We start from the raw sequence: 19,193 nt of genomic DNA, 5'->3' as shown, positions 1-19,193 counted from the left end.
AAAGAAAAAAGACACTAAATGTTGTATTACAACATTTAGTGTCTTTCTGCTGTATTCCCAAACTTTGATTTGGGAACGTTATTTGGATAACTCTGCATAAAAGTTGAAGGGAGTTATTTTATACTGTGAAAAATAAAAGATTTTGTTTTTGAAGTTGCTTGATTAAATTCCCAATCTCCATAAACTTGAATCTGTGAAAACCCTGCTTTTTTTAGTGATTCATAAATTGCTTCCTGTGTTCTAAATTTCAATTGCATTTTTTCATGAATAACTACTTCTCCAGTATGTTTTCTTTTCACCGTTTCATAAAACGTAAAAACATCGTCTACTAATCCTTCATATTGTGTCCAAATTTCAAGTGGCTCATCGTTCAATAAATCTGTTGCTATATCCGGAGTCGTATCTTTTTCCCACTCTTCCCACACTTTTACTAATGGATTACGAGTATCGAAAATAAAATGGCCACCAGGTTTTAACGCTCGAAAAGCATCTGTGACAACATTTTCCCAGCTTTTCTCTGTAAGAAATACTTGTGCAACATTCGCAGTCATAATAATTGTTTCATATGTATTGGTTTGTAGATTTGTACTATCACCAACAATCCATGTCACTTCACTAGAATATTGCTTATTTTTCGCATATTCAATTGCTTCTTCATTTGGGTCAATTGCTGTAATTTGATAGTTTGCTTTTGCAAAATGAGTTGTTAATCTCCCTGTTCCACAGCCTAAATCGGCTATAGTCTTTACATTAATCTTCTTCAATAATGTTAAAAAAAATTCATCGTCTTTTCCCCAACCATTTACTTGGTCATAAACTAGTGGAATCATTCATTTACCTACTTTCTAAATTATACTTATTAGTCCCTTAATAATGAAGTGTTCTTATCTTCCCATACGACATTGTAGAACCTGTATTTTCTCTATTAAATTATAACAAATTATGGATTTTTTCACCTCGTTAAATATTAAAGTTACCAAAGCGTCGTTTGGTAACTTTAATTATATTCCAACTCCGTTCTCAAAATCGTATTTGGGAACATCTTTGTGCTTTAGATTGTAAGTGGTTAAATCTGATGCCACCCTTATGCAGCAATCGGGCCATATTGTTGAAGAATTCTCTTTAATGAAGAAGATGGAAATTTCCTTGAGCAGATCATTGACCATAAAGAAGGATGGGTTTTTATACTGACTTGGTTGAAAGGCCATCTGGAATACAAAGTCCAAGGAATACGAGGAGGACTTGTAAAATGAAAAACAAACCCGGGATTGGACTCCCGGGTTTGTTTTTACTTATTGGCAACTATGACCAATTTACCTGTATCCAGTTCCTTTTCGAATTGAGCAGCTTCCGATTCACTTAATCCGACAGAAGCTAACTTATTGCGAAGTTCATCTCCACGGGAATTCACCAGGTTCTTCATAGAAGTCAGGAACCCTTGCTCGCTAATACCAGCTTCTTCTGTCCCCAGTGCTTCGTTAATATCATCTTCACGTTCTTCATAATGTGCAAAGATGTAAATGTTATCTCGAAGATATCCTTGCGCTTCTAATTTCTCCACTTCTTGTTTCGCCTGTACTACGTTTTCTACTGTCAATTTGACTGTCATTATTTATCCCTCCTATATATGTTCACATTCAATCTATTCCACTAAATTGAATGAATAAAACATCTTTTTAGTTTTTAATTATGTTAGAGTGTCATTAACAACTAATGGAATACTAATGAACAACTCGAAAACATTATAAGTTGTTATTCTATAATTGGGTACTATTCTATTTAGGGATTGTACCTTATTCAAGAATAAGAATCAGCGCTCGTTTTCATTAAAGGCCAGATTGTTGAATAAAATACAAGAATTAAATTGAACGTGGAGATTGTAGAGAAAAGTACTTAAATTAACGGAGCAGTTTAGAGGAAGAAGGATATTAATTTACTATGATATGTAATCCAAGTAAAATCTAAGAAGAGTGGGGTAAATACTAACGAAAAATGTTTTGTAGAATGAATATGAGGGAGGAGAGTTAACTTGGAATTCACAACAAAAAGATTAATAATTAGACCTTTTAAGAGTACGGATTTACAGGATGTATTTACTATTTATAATAATGATGATACATGTAAGTTCCTATTACATAATAAGTGGACTCATGAAGATATGCAGAAAAGATTTAATAAGAAGCTAGCAAATAGTGCACTCACTAAAGAATCAATGTTAAGTTTGGCAGTTATATACGAGACTAAAGTAGTTGGTGATCTATCCGTATGGTATACAGATATGAAAGATACGGTTGAGATTGGTTATAGTTTTTCAAATGAAGTAGCTGGGAAAGGTTTGGCAACTGAAGCAGTAAGTAATTTGGTAATTAAATTATTTAGTGAGTTTAATGTACATCGTATACAAGCTAATCTTGATGCACGGAATACAGCTTCAAAAAAATTATGTGAACGTATAGGCATGAGAAAGGAAGCCCATTTCATACAAGATTTTTGGAATAAAAATGAATGGACAGATAGTATTGTTTATGGAATGTTATCCTCTGATTTGTTGTAATAGACTTAGTTACTTTATTGTAGCTAACTTATAGGTGCATTTCTTGATGTTCTGAATAAAATATAGTTGCGACATTTGTAAAAAGTCACAATGAAACACCCCTTTTAGACCAGTAATAGTCACTTTACCAATCCCAGCTGATGCGACAGAGTAGCAAAAAATAGCCGCATTATTTGTTTATATTGAACATAGCAATGGGACATCGGAGATAATGCATGGGTGCAATTGCTGATGCTGTGATGGAAGCCGGTGGTAAGGTAATTGGCGTTATACCTGAGAAGTTAAAAAATGTTGAGATAGCACATCAACAACTGTCTGAACTTCATGTTGTTAACACTATTCATGAAAGAAAGACATTAATGGCAGAGTATGCTGATGGGTTTATTGCATTGCCTGGTGGTTCTGGGACTTTAGAGGAATGGTTTGAAGTATTTACTTGGGCTCAACTAGGATACCACAATAAACCTTGTACATTACTCAATATCAACAATTACTACACAACATTGTTATCTCTTTTTGAACATATGATCGACCAAGGATTTGTAAATTCGGAGTATAAAGAATTAATAGTCATTGACAATAATTCAAAAGAGTTAGTAAAAAAACTCAAGGATTACAAAAGTACCTATATATATAAATGGTAATAACAAAATTAAAATAACTTCAGAAATAATTAAAGAAAGAGGAAGAAATCTTGAAACAACTGCTAAAAGAAATTAAGTTACTCAGTGAAAAAGAACCAAAAACGTTAGAGCAAATGGCATTAAAGCTATCAGAGGAAGTTGGCGAAATCTCTCAAGCTGTACTATCTTACATAAAAGCAAGCGGAAGTGAGTACAAACATTTAGGAATTGAAGATGTGAAAGAAGAATGCATAGATGTTATTTTAGTAGCCTTAGCTATGTTTTACAAATTATCCGAGAACGAAAAAGAATTACACGAGTTAATTAGTAAAAAATTGGATAAGTGGGAAAGCAAAATCAGTTAACGAATTTTCATTCGTTTAGTAAAAATTTTTAGTATACCTCCTTTAACTGAAGTATTTCTTCAACAAGGCTTTGCTATGATCTTATACAATCGGGCTCATTTATTTAGGAACGCGTCTTTTTTATGCATTGGGCCATATTGTTGAGTAACTACTCAATATAGGGATACACATCTGAGACCAACATCGAAGATTCGATGCTGAATAATCTGCCCTTATTTATCCAAATTACGGTCATGGAAAATATTATAGATGCATTCGAGGTCATGCGAAACAGCGGTGAAGAGCTGGAGTGCGATGAAGAGTTGTCATATAGCATAAAATGCCTCGAAGAAGATATCCCATATAAGGGATTTTTCCATGAAGTTTTCTCATGCGAAGAACCTTTCGAGTGTGAGGAACGAAATATTTAATCCACCAATTTCCGACGACGGTGTATCGTTATCTTCAAGTTTCTATACTTATTTGGCTAGCTTGAGTATTAAACATTCGGGCGCTTTAGTTTAATAAAGCAACAGTAGAAGAATGATCAGAAAAAAAGGGGCTCTTGTTCTAAACATGAGTTATGCATTGCAAATAAATTTGAAACGTACAAAAGAGTTGAAGTTGTAAAGTACTAATTAATTTTTAAGCAACACAGACGTTAAACTGCTTCTTCATAGCAGGCAGTTATGTTCAATAAAAGAAAGAAAACAACTTGGTATGTTTTACTACCAAGCTGTTTTCTTTTTATATTTGTATTAATGCTATAATTTGGGTATTGATAGCAAAGAAGAGTATTGTGATAACCAATCAAAAAATGAGGGGATTTAAAATTGATAATGATTACAGAAAAAGTTGAAGGAAAACGATATCAACATCTTATCGAGTTTTTAGCAACAAGGTGTAACCGTTTTGCGTTCGTAGAGAACAGACAATTAATGGATAATGAACAATTGAGGCTAGCCTTTGTTGATGAATTAATAGCAGAAATTAAAGACCAGATTATCGAAAGAAAAATCCAACGACAGTGGGAGACGACAGTGCTTGGTGAAGGTACAGCATATGTCTATTATTTTCATTTAAATAACGTTACCACAAAATTTCTAAAGGAACGTAGTGACTCACTTTTTGGGTGGATTACACCAGCATTACCAGAGGATTTGATGTTTTATCAAGATGATCAATGTCTACTAGCAGCATGTTCGCACGAAGGTTTTTTTAGGGTTGATGATAAAATATGGGATAGTTTCTTATTGATTTAACACGGAAAAAGCATATTAGTTCAATAAAAATAAGTAAGGTTATGGATGAAGTATAATAATTTATATTCTTTTTGTATTGAAATTCAATTTAAAATAGTATAAAATTTACAAAATTACATATGAAAAGCTACGAAAAGAAGAGTAAACATACGTACTATCTACAGAGACCTCTGATAGCTGAAAAAGAGGGATAGGAAATGTGTTGAAACAAGCCTTGGAGCTGTGTATTGGATTTGTTTGAAGGAACAATGATGATGCAACGTATTCTCACGTTAACGAGATAGAGTATCGCAGGTGATTTATTCACGATGGCCGTACTCGATAAGGCTTCTACAGCGATGTAGAAATGAACTGGGGTGGCACCGCGATATGACTCGCCCCCAAGATAATTATCTTGGGGGTGAGTTTTTTTATTTTGTTTTACTAAAAATAAAATTGGAGTGGTGATGATGTCCAGATGGAAATATCCTTTAATACTATTAGGGGGAATAGGCGTTTCTAATGTCGGTGCATGGGTTTACCTAATCGCACTAAATTTAATAATATTGAATGAAACAGGTTCCCCACTTGCAATTGCTATTTTATATATACTAGGTCCTATTGCAACGATATGTTCGAATGCTTGGGCAGGTAGTTTAATTGATCGGGTAAATACACGGCTACTTATGATGAGTTTAGATATTTTCCGAGCAATATGTATTGCGTTAATACCTTTTTTACCTTCACTTATTAATGTTTATGTACTAGCATTTATCATTAATATGGGCAGTGCTATTTTTCAGCCTACTTCTATGGTTTATATGACGAAACTAATACCAGAAAACGATCGGCAACGCTTTAATGCTCTACGGAGTTTTATCAACTCGTGTGGTTCACTAATAGGACCTGCCATTGCAGGGGTTTTATTTTGGATGGGTACTCCTTATACCGCCATCCATGTCAATGCAGTGGCTTTATTTTTTTCAGCATTCATTATTATGATGCTACCTAATGTTGATACAAGACTCAAAGAGACAGAAGTGCAAAGATTTACATGGGCCTTAATAAAAAATGATTTTCGAGTTGTTTTTAATTTCAGTAAGAGCGATACCTATATTACAAAGATATATTTATTATTTAGTGGTACTACGATATTCATGACTGCAATAGATTCTCTCGAGGCAGCATTTGCTAAAGGTGTACTTTCAATATCAGACACCAATTATGGGTTTTTATTAAGTATTTTTGGAGCTGGCATAATAATAGGCTCAACTATTAATTCCGTATTTTCAAATCAACTTGCAGTTAATCTTTTAATAGGTATTGGTACTATTTTTACATCAATAGGTTATCTCGTACTTTATAGCTCGAGTGGCTTTTTTAGTTCAGCACCTGGTGTATTTTTAATAGGGTTTGCTGTAACGTTTGCCAATACAGGATATTTGACGTTCTACCAAAATCATGTTCCTGTAAGGATGATGGGAAGATTCGGAAGTTTCTTTAGTGTCCTAGAAGCAGGTTTCATTATTGTTTTAACGGTTTTAATAGGTTTAGCTGCTGAATTAACTTCAATCCGTCCTATAGGCTTGATAGGGTCAATAGCCTTTTTCTTATTAGGATTATTAGCATTGAAGGCTGTGACAGCTGCTAAAAGGCAGGATTATTTTAAAAAAGAAATTTCTTCTTTAAACAGTTAATGAATCACAAATAGGAGGCGGTAAAATGAAATACATTGAAACTGAAAAGATTATGAAAGAGGAAAAAGAACATATTTTTCAACAGTTATTAAAATACAATCTAGAGAACATTGAAGATAAGTTAGTAAAAGATATCGGTATTTTTGTAGAGGATGAAGAAGGAAATAGAGTTGCAGGTTTGATTGGTGATACACATGGAAATTGGTTAAAAGTTGAATATTTATGGGTAAGCGAAAAACTTCGTGGACAGCATATTGGTACAGAATTGATGCGAAAAGTTGAGAGGATTGCTATTAATAGAGGATGTAAATATGCCTTCCTAAATACTTTTAGTTTTCAAGCGCCTGATTTTTACGTGAAGCTAGGCTATAAAGAAGAATTTGTACTCAATAATTATCCGCTAACGGGTAAGCGATATTATTACACAAAAAAACTTTAAGATGCAATTGTTGCAGCAATAATTGCTCGTGCAAAAATGGGGGTATTAATTATTATTGAGGAATGAGGAGGTTAGTTGAAAAAGGACATAGTTGCATTTACATCGAAATGCATGGCATAAAAAGTTGACCGCCAGAGGATTGAAATATTTAAATTTTTGATAGTATAAAAACACCCTACCTACATTTGAATATGCCGATTTTTTGCCGGGTATTTCAATATAAAGGAAGGGTGTAGTCATATTGGGGCTATTTCATTTTCTTTAGAGATCAATAGTAGTTTTAATCCCACTATTCATTTTTAAAAAAAGCAAGGTGGTAAGAAGTAAAGCGATGGATATAGCACCTAAACCAACCCAACTCAAAATTAGTATAGAGGTATGGGCGCCTAATCCAGATTCCAGCGCAAAGCCAAATTGAATAAAGGACGTATTCACGCTTAGGGCAATGAGCAATTTTTTGCGGTCCACATTTATCGTAAGGGCGATTAGAATTGGAGCGACAATGGCAGCTGCGACAGCAAATACAGTCACCAATAACCGATTCGGAAATAGTTACGCCAAAGTCTATGGCAGTCATTTCAATTACTCCTGTAATAATGTATTCAACAGCTTTCCATATAGAGGAAAGCCAAGTGTGCGGAGATTTTATTCAAGTAGTAAAATTTTCAGGTTTTTATCTATAAATATGGAATCTGGATCATGCTGTCCAATTCCTGCGCAATGCCGAGGATATTGATTAAAAATTATTGAGATGCATATGCAAATTTTTTTTATTGAACTAACGAAGCGGGGTAGACCAAGAAGAAATTTCATTTTTATAAAGAATTTAATATTAGTTTCGGTGAACAATATTTAAGTGCAGTTTTTATTAACAAGAGAAAAAAACGACAAAAGTAAATTCTAAAATTCAAATTCTAATACAATCAAATTTGTATCAAGAATAATTTAAAAGGTTGATTACATTGATGAAAAACGGAAAAAAATCAAATTATTTAGCGAAAATTTCTTTAGGTGTTATGGGTGCAGGTTTTCTTATAACGATTCCTTTTCAAGAAACTATTATGGGTCGATTATTGCAAGGTGGATTTGAGGCAGGACTAGTTGGTGGACTGGCAGATTGGTTTGCTGTTACAGCTCTTTTTCGCCATCCCATGGGTATCCCCATTCCACATACCGCATTGCTTCCAAAAAACCGAGATAGAATGATTAATGCTCTTATATCCATGCTTGAAAAAGATTGGCTGACTAAAGAAAGTATTATAGAGAAAATCAAACAAATTCATTTTGCAGATAAACTCATACAAATTGCTGAGAAAGAATTGTCAGCAGTAACTTTGAAAAGAAAAATTAGTTCGATTCTTAAGGAGATTATCAGCTTTGCAAATTTAGAAAAAGTAGCTCCGTTTATTGAAAAAGAGGTAAAGGAATATCTTCACACTTTAAAAGTAGAAAAAATTCTTCAATCTACAATTACCCTAGCACTAAACGGAAAATTAGATGAAAAAGCTTTGAACTATAGCTTGACTGAAGTCGAAAAGTGGATGTCAAAAGAAGAGACAAAGCAAAAAATAGGAGTAATAGCCAAACAATTACTTGATAATATTGAAGCAGAGGGTTTTTTAAAGTTGGCTATTAGTTCTTTTCGCAATTTAGTAAATGAGGAAAAGTTAGGGAATATGCTTCAACCATTTATTCTTAAAAGAATTACTCTTTTACAAAGAGATGATAACCCATATAGGCAGTTGATTCTTTCCCGAGTTCGCGAAGAGTTAGAAGGCTTACCTGATAAGGAAGAATTAATGGTTGAAGTAAATAATTGGAAGGATACACAAGTAAACAATTGGAGCTCGATAGATCAAATTACTGAGATTTTAAAGCAACTACAGAAAAAGTTGATAGTTCTAGCCGAAGATGAAGAATTTATTGAAAGGTATGTCATTTCATTTATGCAAAGCATTATAAATAACATACTAGAATCACCTCAGAAAATGGAAAGTATTGAAAATTGGATTCAAAAGCAAATTATAGACTACCTTGATAAAAATCATTCAAAAATAGGTATTCTTGTTAAAGAAAATCTGGAAAAATTGGATAACAAAACGCTTATTAATATGATGGAAAATAACATTGGTAAGGATCTACAATGGATACGAGTGAATGGAGCTGTATGCGGGTTTTTCATAGGAATTATCTTAACGATTTTGAAAATGGTTTTATAAGATAAATTAGCAAGGATCTCCCAGTGCTACATTACCGAATACTTTAGTAAGATTTCATTTCCTTCTTCAACTAGCAGAGTGCGATTGTTCAATTAAAACAATCGCTTCTTGTGCTATTAGCTAAAAAGGGAAAATTAAAGAGTTGTTATAAGGTGTCTTTATGATAAAAATATAGGGTTAATTTCAGATGAGTTGCATAGGCAGCTCTTTTTTTCTTTGTTAAACTAAAGAAGCAATGTTGACTTGAAGAAGAATATTGAAGGATTTTTTATTTGAATGATTGTGTTTGAGCTTAAGAAAGGGGGATTTTTATTTTAATTTTATTCGGTATCTTAATTGCATTTATTACTATTATTTTATTTTTAATTGTATGTATTTACATAATAATTGCCTTCATTAAAAAGAAGCCTTTTCCTAAAAAAATGCTAATTGCAACGCTATCTGGGATTGCTTTAGTATCTTCAATCTATATATATGAAACGTACTTTTTTACATTTAGTGAAATTGATAGAGAATTCGTCCAAAAGGGACACGGGCCGGTCATATCTCCTACAGAAAAATATGCTGCTAATGCATATTATGAGCCATTTGGTGGTGCAGCAGGTGGTGTTAATGTATGGGTGGAAATTACAAATAATAGCGAGAAGGATAAAGTACAAATTATTTATTATAGTGATGCAAAAAGTAGTTTTTCTATGAAGTGGCTGGATGCAGATACCCTGTACATTCTTAATGATGAACCTAATTATCCAAATTCAAATAGAAGTATCGAATTAAAAGTTGGAAAAGAGATTTATCACGAGAATGGGTTGGCTTGTAAAAGTTTGTTAATGAAAGATGATTATGAGACTTGCTATCAAGACTAATTTTCTTATTCCACAAATGGGGCGGGCCCCAGAGCCATAAATGAGTAACTGTCAAAAAAATATTACTGAATGATATTAGTAAAAAGGGAAGAAGCGAAAAATATATCTTTTCTTCCTAAAACTTCTATGAAATTTGTTTATCAATTATTATTTTAAAACGATTGAGAAATACTGTTTAAAGTGCAAAAAACCTCAAATAGTGTTGACACTTAGAAAATATTTGCATATAATTGTCCTAATTTTATAAGCAAACACTCACGAGTTCGTGAGTGGCGGAATTTTGTAGAGTTTTAGCTCTGTTTCATTCGCTCGTCGTCTATTTATAGACGACGAGATTTTTTATTTTTTGGAGGGATTTTTTTTGGAAAAATTGAAGTTTTCTTTAGTGGTTTTATTAGGTGCCTGTAGCTATGGGGTCCTATCTTCTATTCTTAAAGTTGGGTTTTCAAATGGATTTACCTTTCCTGAACTTTTAGGTGGACAATATGTATTTGGCTGGTTTGGACTATTATTACTTGTTATTTGTTTTTCTCGTCATAAAGTATCTTTGAAAAATATATTATCACTGTTAGCAGTTGGGATAACAATGAGTTTAACAAGTATTTTTTACGGGCTTTCTGTAAAAGAACTACCTGCATCAATTGCTATTGTGTTGTTATTCCAATTCACATGGATGGGCGTTCTAATTGAAGCAATTGCTAATAAAACTGTTCCGAGTCGTGAAAAGGTCATTTCGATTATTATCTTATTTGTAGGAACGTTGTTTGCTGGAGGGGTATTTGAAGGATTAGGACAGCAATTATCTATTAAAGGAATAATCTTTGGATTACTAGCTGCTATAACCTTTTCCCTCTATATATTTGCAAGTGGTCGTGTTTCCACCGAAGTACCAATCTATTCAAAAAGCTTTCTTATGACAACGAGTGCAACACTATTTGTTTGCTTAGTTTTCCCCCCGACATACTTGATTGATGGTACACTGCAGGCTGGATTATGGAAATATGCATTAATCCTTGGTTTCTTTGGTGTTGTCATACCTGTTATCTGTTTTTCCGTTGGTATACCAAAAGTAGGTACAGGCCTTGGAACAATTTTAGGAGCTGTCGAACTACCAACAGCGGTTATCGCGTCTATTACACTTGTTCATGAAGTCGTTTCTCCTTTGCAATGGTTTGGTATTGTTTGTATTTTATTAGGGATTTTTATACCTCAAGTGCTAGAAGTACGAAAAGAGAAGAGGCTAACCCGTTTTCGCTATGAAACAACAGAACTTTAGAGTAATACAATTTTTTCGATTCGTTCAGATGTGATTAATTGCTCTTTTCCTTGTGTAGACATTTTTTCAAGGATAGATGGACCTAATTCACATAAAAAGGCTAACTCTAATACACTTGGGGGTTAATCTTGAGGTAGATATGCTTTATTTGATTTTTGCAAAAGCAGAATTTATGATAAGGAGAATCATTAAAAGGAACGAGTATTATTTTTTTCATATATTTCAGTCCTTCTGTATTTCTTCTTGTTATTTGTAGATGCAAGAAAGTTTATGAATATGAATTCAATGAGATATCAAATAATCCTTACTGAACATTATGAGGAAATAAGCGATTGAATTAGCATTTCCACCTGCGTTGAAATGATGAAAATGCTCAAATAAATTTATAGGTAGATATGCCATTTATGATGTAGAAACAAAAGAAACCGTAGCAGGTGGAAACACCTATATGCCAAAGGATCTAATTTACAAATAAAGAAGGATAAATTCAACTAACTGGGGCTTTTTGTGCCTCAAAGCGCTCTTTCAGTAAAAGAAAGAGCGCTTTAATTTTCTTTAGGCATTGATTTTTCCAATGCTAATTTTACAAAATCGAGATATATCAGAAGCTCTTCTGGCAAAAATACATCATTTCGCTTCACATATCCTACTTGAATCAGATGACTTTCCTCTAACGGAATCGAGATGACGTTGGGGTTCATGTAATTGTTCACGATGCAACCTGTTCCGAGGTTGTAGCCATTCGTATTAGATAGGAGATTATTCATCGTGCCGCGATCTGTCACATAGACTAGCTTTTCAATATTATGGACATGGAGCGTTTCTTCTGCAAAATGTAAAAGCATATCATCCTGTTGATAGCTTAAATAAGGATAGTCTCGTAATTGTTCAAATGTAATCGTTTGATAATGGGCTAAAGGATGTTCTTTGCGTAAAAAGACGTGTTGCTTCAATGAAGCCAGTGGAGTAAATAGTAAAGCTTTGGAGATGAAATGACGCTCAAAAAAGTGTTTATTTAATTCGCTTACAGATAAAATACCAATAATACTTCTGCTTGAATAGATGTCATCAATAACGTCTGTTGATTTACCTTCACGAACTGCCAGCTCATATTTTCGTTCTTTAAAATGTTCCATTAAATTCGCAACAGCTTCAATTGCAAAGCTATAATGTTGTGATGAAATAGAAAACTTCGTTAGGCCAATTTTCTTGTCTTTATCAAAATGATGTTTAACAGCCTCCGTTTGTTCCAGAAGCATTTTTGCATAAAACAATAACTCAGTTCCTTCTTTAGTAAAAACAACCCCTTTGTTCGTTCGATCTAAAATTATAATCCCTAGCTCTGACTCCAAATCACGCACTGATTTACTAATACTAGGTTGTGTTACGAAAAGTGCTGAAGCGGCTTTACTAATTGAATTATGTTTGGCAATCTCTACAAGATAACGAAATTGCTGAAATGTCATTTCCTCACCACCCATCATTTGTCTTGCTATAACTTTAGTCTATAGCAAGGGGATAAAAAGTTCAATTTTACCTTATGAATGAAGAGATTTAATATAAAAGGAGGATTATAAATAAAGCAAAAAAGAAAGGGAGAAAAACATGATAAGAGAAGCAACGCCACAGGACTTAATGGACATTTTAAACATTTATAATGATGCAATTCTCCATACGACTGCTGTATACACATATAAACCCCAAACTCTTGAAAATAGACAAAGTTGGTATGACCAAAAGATGCAGGAGGGAAATCCAATACTAGTATATGAGCTAGATAAAAGAGTGGTAGGTTATGCGACATTTGGCCCTTTTAGAGCTTGGCCAGCTTATAAATATTCGATTGAGCATTCTATTTATGTAGATAAAGGCTATAGAAAAAATGGAATTGGAACGGCATTACTTCAAGAATTAATAGCTATTGCAACGGAAAGAGAATACATGACTCTAATTGCTGGAATTGATGCTCAAAATGAAAAAAGCATTGATATGCATAAAAACTTTGGCTTTGTCTATTCAGGTACTATTAAAAAAGCAGGTTATAAATTTAATAGTTGGCTAGATTTAGATTTTTATCAATTAGAGTTGCAAGGTCCTAAAGAACCTGTAGAAGAATAAATCTGTTTGGAAGAAGGGGGAATAAAAGGTGAAGAAGTATTATGTCTTGTTGCTTGCAACTTGTTTATTATGGGCAGGAAGTTTTGTTGTTAGTAAAACGCTTGTGGAACATGCTTCACCTATCACCCTGACAACCTTGAGGTGGATGATTGCAGTCATTTGTCTTGTGCCTATTGTATGGTGGAAAGAAAAAAAGATTTTGCCTCCAAAAAATGCAATACTTCCTTTAGTTTTAATGGGGTTAACAGGTGTTGTTCTATTTAACCTTCTACAGTTTTTAGCATTAGAGCAGACAACTGCAACAAATGTTGGCTTAATATCAACATTAAATATGATTTCCATCGCTGCCTGTTCAGCTATATTTTTGAAAGAGAAAATGAATATGCTACAAATTGTTGCAATGAGTGTTTCCTTTGGTGGTGTCATACTTGTACTATCAAAAGGGAAAATAGACTACTTGTTATCATTGAAGTTTAATACAGGAGATTTGTGGATGCTTGCTGCAGTATGTATATGGGGAATTTATACAATTTGTAGTAAGTGGGCTATGACCAAAACTTCGGCATTAATGTCCACTTTATACTCTGCTATTTTTGGACTAATAATGCTTTTCCCAATAAGCATACCTAGATTTACTGTTTCCCATATAGATACTTCTTTCATTTGTGGGATTCTTTATACAGGAGTATTAGCAACAGTTGTATGTATGCTATTTTGGAATATGTGTGTGCACAATTTAGGTTCAACTACATCAGGCGTTTTCCTGAATTTTAATCCAATATTTACTGCCATTTTAGCTTTTCTACTATTAGGAGAAAAAATGAGTTGGTTACAAGGCATAGGGAGTGTCATAGCAATAGGGGGATGTTATTTGTTTTCATACTATACAAAAAAGAGTGATACGACAAAAGCTATTGTCGCAAATCAAAGCGTCCACAATTAATTTATGAACCAACTACTGAAGCAGAAAATTATAGGTGTCTGCACTATTAAATATTTATTAAATGAATGATTACTTGTGCTCAAGACACCATAGTTTTTCTACATTCCTCTCCAAGCCGTCATTCTGAGTCCAATTTCAACTTCTATAGTGTAGATCTGATTTTTTGCGCAACATGGATTGCTCAAGAAAGATTAAAATTGCTTGGCATTAAAAGTTTGAATTAAAATATCCCTTTTACTAAATGTATATCTACAATTTCACATTCCCCTCTTCCTGTATCATTACTTGGGAAGTCTTCTCCGCTTTAAATACCCACTGTTGAAGAGTTGGTTGATATTTTGGTAGTAGCCAACCTAAAATTTTGCCGATAAAATAGGCGGCAATAAGTGTACCGATTCCAATTGAGCCTAATGAATGAATGAAAATTACACAGATTGCACCAGCTACACAAATATTTATGAAATCGATTGAAATTTTTGCTTTACCAAATTTTATATTAAATTTTTCGCTAATTGCGTAAGTTAACGCATCATACGGCATTAATGGAAGTTTGGCAGTTGTATAGCCCATTAAGCCGATTGCTATAACAAATAAGCTACTAATTAAAAAAACAATTCGAGTAAAGAAGGTTTCAGGTGTGGGGAAAAGTTGTACAACAGAGAGCGCTGCATCCATCAAGAACCCAAATAAAAATGAAATTATGAATTGACCTGCAAATTCAGTTAACTCCATTCGTTTACTTATGATTACTTGAATAATAATGTATAAAACATTTGCAAGTGCCATTGTCACACCAACCGATAAGCCAGTCGTTAGTGTACTTGCATATGCTAATGATGACACAGGCGATACGCCAAATCCTGCTTGAATCGACAGGCTAATACCAATCGACATAAAAAATAACCCGAGCACGTACAAGATGATACGCTTCAAGGTTTTAATCTGATGATTCATCATATCTCTCACTTCCTATTTAATATAAGCACTATATATAGAATTATAATGCCAAATTCAAGATATGAAAAATATATATATGATAAACTAATCATATTAAAAAACATATAATGGAGAGATGAAATGGATTTTCGACAACTATATTACTTCAAAGAAATTGTGAAACAAGGAAGTATTTCTAAAGCAGCAGAAGTGCTACATATCGCGCAACCACCGCTTAGTCAGTTGTTAAAAAAGCTTGAAAATGATCTTGGCACAACATTAATTCATCGATATCGTCAAAAATGGGAGCTTACAGAAACAGGTGACATATTATATCAATATGCCAATCAAATGCTAATGCAAATTGAAGATGTAAAGCAGAGAATTCAAGAAATCGAACAAGGTATAGGAGGAACAGTAAGTATCGGTGTATCATCTTCATGTTCGAACATGCTTATAGACTATGTCAGTATGTTTAGAACACAATATCCGAATGTTAAGATGAATATAGTAACAGGGCATTCAGAAGAATTATTAAAAAGACTCGAACAAAGAGAAATTGATGTTGCCTTACTTTTACGTTTGGGCAATAGCGAACAGTATGAGATGAAAAAATTAAAAGAACACCCAACCGCTGTCATTATCCCAAAAAGTTGGGCAACATCGTTTTCAGCACAGCATGTGACGATTGAACAGATTGCCCAGTTTCCATTCATAATGCTAGGATCTATGGAAGGCCTCTCCTTCCATGAAGACCTCTTCAAAGTATTTGATGAACATCAGGTTAAGCCAAATATCATTATCGAGTGTAAAGATTTGAGGATGGTTGAGGCACTTGTTAGTAGAGGATTAGGATTATCCGTTATTCCAAGAATGGATTACACATCACCATTTTTAGAACATACAACGCTTTTTGAATTGAAACAATTTGATTTTCATCTAGAGCCTGTATTAGTTAAATTAAAGGCCCAACAAGTTTCCAAAGCGGCATCTCAATTTTGGGAAATGGTTGATTAATTAACTGCGATGATAGCTCCCAGTTAACGTAGCAGTCTAGTGCAATAATAATTGCTATGAATAAGAACCATAGGAGTGATGGATTTGGAAGAGTTTGAAGTTTTCCTCCCGAGAAATAAACATGATATCGATAAGGTTGTTGAAATTAAAAAACTGGATAGAAATATACTAGTGTCTTTATTGCCAGAGCTACTCGTATTTACTCAGGATATGAACTGGCCAGTTGCTCCTGGTGTATTAGAAATTTTATTAACTTTCCCCAAGGAAATTGTCCCCCATGTAAATGCTGTTTTATCTTCAGATGATGATAACTGGAAGTGGTTTATTCTTCACTTTTTAGTTATTGAATTGCCATTAGAGTCAAGAGTTCAGTTTAAAGAATATTTAACAAGGGTGGCCGAAACCCCTACAGAAGTTGAGCTAGCAGAAGAACTCGATGAAATTGCAAAAGAAATTTTAGAGACACTCTGAAATAATGAGATTTATCACTACTTAGAAAATAAATCGACGACTTATATGAATGGGCTTCACTATCGCGGGGCTATTTTTTGTCTGTGAAGGATGAGGATAGTGGAAGAAGGATTTATCGTTTTTCAAGAGAATTTTTATATTAGAAAATATTTCTAGATGAGGTGTTTGATTGAATAAGATAAAAACCGAAACAGAAAGATTAGTTATTCGAATTATAGAAGAGGAAGACTATTCTACTTGGCTTACCCAATATGAAAATCGTTTACCTTCTCAGCATAAATACGATGAAGGGAAAATAGATATGAGCATTTGTACGAAAGAATGGTTTCATGATTTAGTTACAGAACATTTTCAAATGGCTGTTGATGACAAAGTATATATATTTGGCGTGTTTAGAAAAGTCGATAATACTCATATTGGCTTTATAGACTTTTCGACAATTATGAGGAGAGAATTTCAATGGGCTAGATTCGGTTATACGATCCATAACCAATTTTGGAGACAAGGTTATGGTAAAGAGGCTGTAAAAGCAGCGATTGATTTAGCGTTTGAAAAACTAAATTATCATCGAATCGAAGCTCATATAAATATTGATAATATACCGTCTATAAAATTGGCAGAAAGTGTTGGAATGGTCTATGAATGCACAAGGAAAGGTTTCATCTACGAGAACGACAAGTGGACAGATCATCTAGTCTACTTTATAAACGCAAAGTAAGTGTATATAAAAAAGAGGTAGTATCTTTTGAGTTGCATAGGCAGCTCTTTTTTTTTGAACCAATGACGAAGGCTAATTTCGGTGTGCTACTTTATTACTTCAAAAATGTTGACATAGTCCACTAAATTCATTAATATTTGTTGACATAGTCCACTAATAATAAAGGAAGGCGAATATGAACTTAAATGATAATATCATCGCTGATATACGGCAATTCAATCGGTTTTATACGAATATACTTGGTTTATTAGATAAACATGTTTTGGATACCGGTTATTCTTTTACAGAGGCACGAGTAATTATTGAGATTGGTTTGTTGGAACAGTGTATTTCAAACACTTTAGCTGGAAATCTAAATATTGATCGCAGTTACATGAGCAGAATCATTACTAAGCTTAGTAATGATGGACTAATTAGTAAGGAATCATCAACAATGGATAACAGAACAAAATTGATTCGCTTGACACCTAAAGGGCTTGCTTTATTTGATCAACTCAATGAGAAATCTGATGAACAAATCGTGAATTTACTACAAGGGTTGTCACCAATAGAGATGAAAGAAATACATGCCTCTATGTTAATGATTCAAAAGAAATTAAATATGTTGGGGGAAATATAAAATGATACGTTTTGAAAGTGATTATGCAGAAGGTGCTCATAAGCAAATTCTGAACCGCCTAATAGAAACGAATGAAGAGCAGACACCTGGTTATGGAATGGATGAACATTGTGAAAAAGCCAGATCTTACATTCGAAAAGCATGTGATGCAGAAAATGCAGATGTACACTTCTTAGTTGGTGGAACTCAAACGAATACTACAATTATCGCGTCCATTTTACGTCCACATCAAGGTGCAGTTGCTGCTATTACAGGTCATATTGCTGTACATGAAACAGGCGCAATTGAAGCCACAGGTCATAAAGTACTTACTTTACCGAGTGAAGATGGCAAAATTACAGCACAACAAGTAAAAGATTTATATGATGCGCATTGGAATGATGTCACGCATGAGCATATGGTTCAGCCAGGCTTAGTTTACATATCTCATCCTAGCGAGAATGGGACGACTTACAGTAAAACTGAATTAGAGGAGTTAAGCAAAGTTTGCCGACAATGTAGTTTGCCATTAGTAATGGATGGAGCTCGATTAGGATATGGTCTTGTTTCAAAAGACAGTGATTTATCCTTAGCAGATATCGCTAGACTTTGTGATGTGTTCTATATCGGTGGTACGAAAGTAGGTGCAATGTTTGGGGAAGCAGTAGTCATCATAAATGATAATCTTAAAAAAGATTTTCGCTATTTTATCAAACAAAATGGAGGAATGCTCGCTAAGGGGAGACTGTTAGGAATCCAGTTTGAAACCTTGTTTGAAGATGGCTTATACTATGAGATTTCTAATCATGCTGTAAAAATGGCGATGATGATCCGAGAGGCATTTGTTGAAGAAGGTTATTTATTAAGATATGATTCGAAAACAAATCAACAGTTTCCTATTTTACCGAATGATGTGTTAACTAAATTAGGTAAGAACTATTCATTTTCCTTTTGGGAACAGGTCGATGCTACGCAAAGTGTTGTAAGATTTTGTACTAGCTGGGCAACTAAAAAGGATGATGTTGAAATGTTAATTGAGGATATTAGGAAATTAAAATATAGCTAAGTTAAACAGGAATCCATTTTGAAAACTTTTTAAAATGGATTCTTTTTATTTTTCAAATAGTTTATGT

Annotated in this window: 20 protein-coding genes, 1 pseudogene and 1 other annotated feature; of the genes and pseudogenes, 16 read left to right on the top strand and 5 right to left on the bottom strand. The window is 33.7% G+C overall.

The window, feature by feature from the left end; translation table 11 throughout:
- Positions 1–113 precede the first annotated feature (113 nt).
- Both ACIP9C_RS04230 and ACIP9C_RS04225 read right to left on the bottom strand, forming a co-directional pair.
- Positions 114–830, bottom strand: coding sequence for a class I SAM-dependent methyltransferase (locus tag ACIP9C_RS04230; RefSeq protein WP_401008895.1), 717 nt, complete (start codon positions 828–830; stop codon positions 114–116).
- Between the two features lie 458 nt (positions 831–1,288).
- Positions 1,289–1,609, bottom strand: a complete 321-nt coding sequence (locus ACIP9C_RS04225; RefSeq protein ID WP_069481407.1) for a YflT domain-containing protein — start codon at positions 1,607–1,609, stop codon at positions 1,289–1,291.
- Between the two features lie 420 nt (positions 1,610–2,029).
- Here ACIP9C_RS04225 and ACIP9C_RS04220 point away from each other — a divergent pair, with 420 nt between their 5' ends.
- The 6 genes from ACIP9C_RS04220 (at position 2,030) to ACIP9C_RS04195 (ending at position 6,898) form a co-directional block, all read left to right on the top strand.
- Positions 2,030–2,554 (top strand): GNAT family N-acetyltransferase, encoded by a 525-nt coding sequence (locus ACIP9C_RS04220; RefSeq protein ID WP_401008893.1) that lies wholly within the window; start codon positions 2,030–2,032, stop codon positions 2,552–2,554.
- Positions 2,555–2,769: 215 nt separating this feature from the next.
- Positions 2,770–3,198 (top strand): LOG family protein, encoded by a 429-nt coding sequence (locus ACIP9C_RS04215; RefSeq protein ID WP_401008891.1) that lies wholly within the window; start codon positions 2,770–2,772, stop codon positions 3,196–3,198.
- Positions 3,199–3,248: 50 nt separating this feature from the next.
- Positions 3,249–3,542 (top strand): MazG-like family protein, encoded by a 294-nt coding sequence (locus tag ACIP9C_RS04210; protein WP_401008889.1) that lies wholly within the window; start codon positions 3,249–3,251, stop codon positions 3,540–3,542.
- 818 nt (positions 3,543–4,360) lie between these two features.
- Positions 4,361–4,783 (top strand): stage III sporulation protein AH, encoded by a 423-nt coding sequence (locus tag ACIP9C_RS04205; RefSeq protein ID WP_401009175.1) that lies wholly within the window; start codon positions 4,361–4,363, stop codon positions 4,781–4,783.
- 120 nt (positions 4,784–4,903) lie between these two features.
- Positions 4,904–5,168, top strand: a binding site (T-box leader).
- 64 nt (positions 5,169–5,232) lie between these two features.
- Entirely contained in the window at positions 5,233–6,459 is a 1,227-nt protein-coding gene (locus ACIP9C_RS04200; RefSeq protein WP_401008887.1) for an MFS transporter, read from the top strand.
- Positions 6,460–6,484: 25 nt separating this feature from the next.
- Positions 6,485–6,898, top strand: a complete 414-nt coding sequence (locus ACIP9C_RS04195; protein WP_401008885.1) for a GNAT family N-acetyltransferase — start codon at positions 6,485–6,487, stop codon at positions 6,896–6,898.
- Between the two features lie 441 nt (positions 6,899–7,339).
- Here ACIP9C_RS04195 and ACIP9C_RS04190 read toward each other — a convergent pair.
- Positions 7,340–7,547, bottom strand: a pseudogene (locus ACIP9C_RS04190) (hypothetical protein); the annotation flags it as partial.
- A gap of 316 nt (positions 7,548–7,863) precedes the next feature.
- Between ACIP9C_RS04190 and ACIP9C_RS04185 the strand changes: the two are divergent.
- The 3 genes from ACIP9C_RS04185 to ACIP9C_RS04175 all read left to right on the top strand — a co-directional run bounded on the left by ACIP9C_RS04185 (position 7,864) and on the right by ACIP9C_RS04175 (position 11,259).
- The gene (locus ACIP9C_RS04185) at positions 7,864–9,117 is read left to right on the top strand and encodes a DUF445 domain-containing protein (RefSeq protein WP_401008883.1); all 1,254 of its coding nucleotides are present in this window, start codon (positions 7,864–7,866) and stop codon (positions 9,115–9,117) included.
- 422 nt (positions 9,118–9,539) lie between these two features.
- Complete coding sequence (locus ACIP9C_RS04180; protein WP_401008881.1) at positions 9,540–9,983, top strand: DUF5412 family protein; 444 nt, start codon at positions 9,540–9,542, stop codon at positions 9,981–9,983.
- Positions 9,984–10,344: 361 nt separating this feature from the next.
- On the top strand, positions 10,345–11,259 hold the full coding sequence (locus ACIP9C_RS04175) for an EamA family transporter (RefSeq protein ID WP_401008879.1): 915 nt from the start codon (positions 10,345–10,347) through the stop codon (positions 11,257–11,259).
- 545 nt (positions 11,260–11,804) lie between these two features.
- Here the strand turns inward: ACIP9C_RS04175 and ACIP9C_RS04170 are convergent.
- A complete protein-coding gene (locus ACIP9C_RS04170; protein ID WP_401008877.1) occupies positions 11,805–12,725 on the bottom strand; it encodes a LysR family transcriptional regulator in 921 nt (306 codons plus the stop codon).
- Positions 12,726–12,864: 139 nt separating this feature from the next.
- Between ACIP9C_RS04170 and ACIP9C_RS04165 the strand changes: the two genes are divergently transcribed.
- Both ACIP9C_RS04165 and ACIP9C_RS04160 read left to right on the top strand, forming a co-directional pair.
- On the top strand, positions 12,865–13,377 hold the full coding sequence (locus tag ACIP9C_RS04165; protein WP_401008875.1) for a GNAT family N-acetyltransferase: 513 nt from the start codon (positions 12,865–12,867) through the stop codon (positions 13,375–13,377).
- Between the two features lie 28 nt (positions 13,378–13,405).
- A complete protein-coding gene (locus ACIP9C_RS04160; protein ID WP_401008873.1) occupies positions 13,406–14,320 on the top strand; it encodes a DMT family transporter in 915 nt (304 codons plus the stop codon).
- 249 nt (positions 14,321–14,569) lie between these two features.
- On the opposite strand, the gene ACIP9C_RS04155 is transcribed toward ACIP9C_RS04160, so the two are convergent.
- On the bottom strand, positions 14,570–15,274 hold the full coding sequence (locus tag ACIP9C_RS04155; RefSeq protein WP_401009174.1) for a YczE/YyaS/YitT family protein: 705 nt from the start codon (positions 15,272–15,274) through the stop codon (positions 14,570–14,572).
- Between the two features lie 123 nt (positions 15,275–15,397).
- Between ACIP9C_RS04155 and ACIP9C_RS04150 the strand changes: the two genes are divergently transcribed.
- The 5 genes from ACIP9C_RS04150 (at position 15,398) to ACIP9C_RS04130 (ending at position 19,126) form a co-directional block, all read left to right on the top strand.
- Positions 15,398–16,273: a LysR family transcriptional regulator gene (locus ACIP9C_RS04150; RefSeq protein ID WP_401008871.1), complete on the top strand. Its 876-nt coding sequence runs from the start codon at positions 15,398–15,400 to the stop codon at positions 16,271–16,273.
- Between the two features lie 84 nt (positions 16,274–16,357).
- Entirely contained in the window at positions 16,358–16,744 is a 387-nt protein-coding gene (locus ACIP9C_RS04145; RefSeq protein WP_401008869.1) for a DUF5071 domain-containing protein, read from the top strand.
- A gap of 169 nt (positions 16,745–16,913) precedes the next feature.
- Positions 16,914–17,462, top strand: a complete 549-nt coding sequence (locus ACIP9C_RS04140; protein ID WP_401008867.1) for a GNAT family N-acetyltransferase — start codon at positions 16,914–16,916, stop codon at positions 17,460–17,462.
- 175 nt (positions 17,463–17,637) lie between these two features.
- Positions 17,638–18,081, top strand: coding sequence for a MarR family winged helix-turn-helix transcriptional regulator (locus ACIP9C_RS04135; RefSeq protein ID WP_401008864.1), 444 nt, complete (start codon positions 17,638–17,640; stop codon positions 18,079–18,081).
- A 1-nt stretch (position 18,082) separates the two neighbouring features.
- Positions 18,083–19,126, top strand: coding sequence for a threonine aldolase family protein (locus ACIP9C_RS04130; protein ID WP_401008862.1), 1,044 nt, complete (start codon positions 18,083–18,085; stop codon positions 19,124–19,126).
- The last annotated feature ends 67 nt before the right edge of the window (positions 19,127–19,193 follow it).

It is taken from the genome of Lysinibacillus sp. NPDC093210 (assembly GCF_044753985.1).
Lineage (GTDB): Bacteria > Bacillota > Bacilli > Bacillales_A > Planococcaceae > Lysinibacillus.
This window is presented reverse-complemented; position numbering and strand designations above follow the sequence as displayed.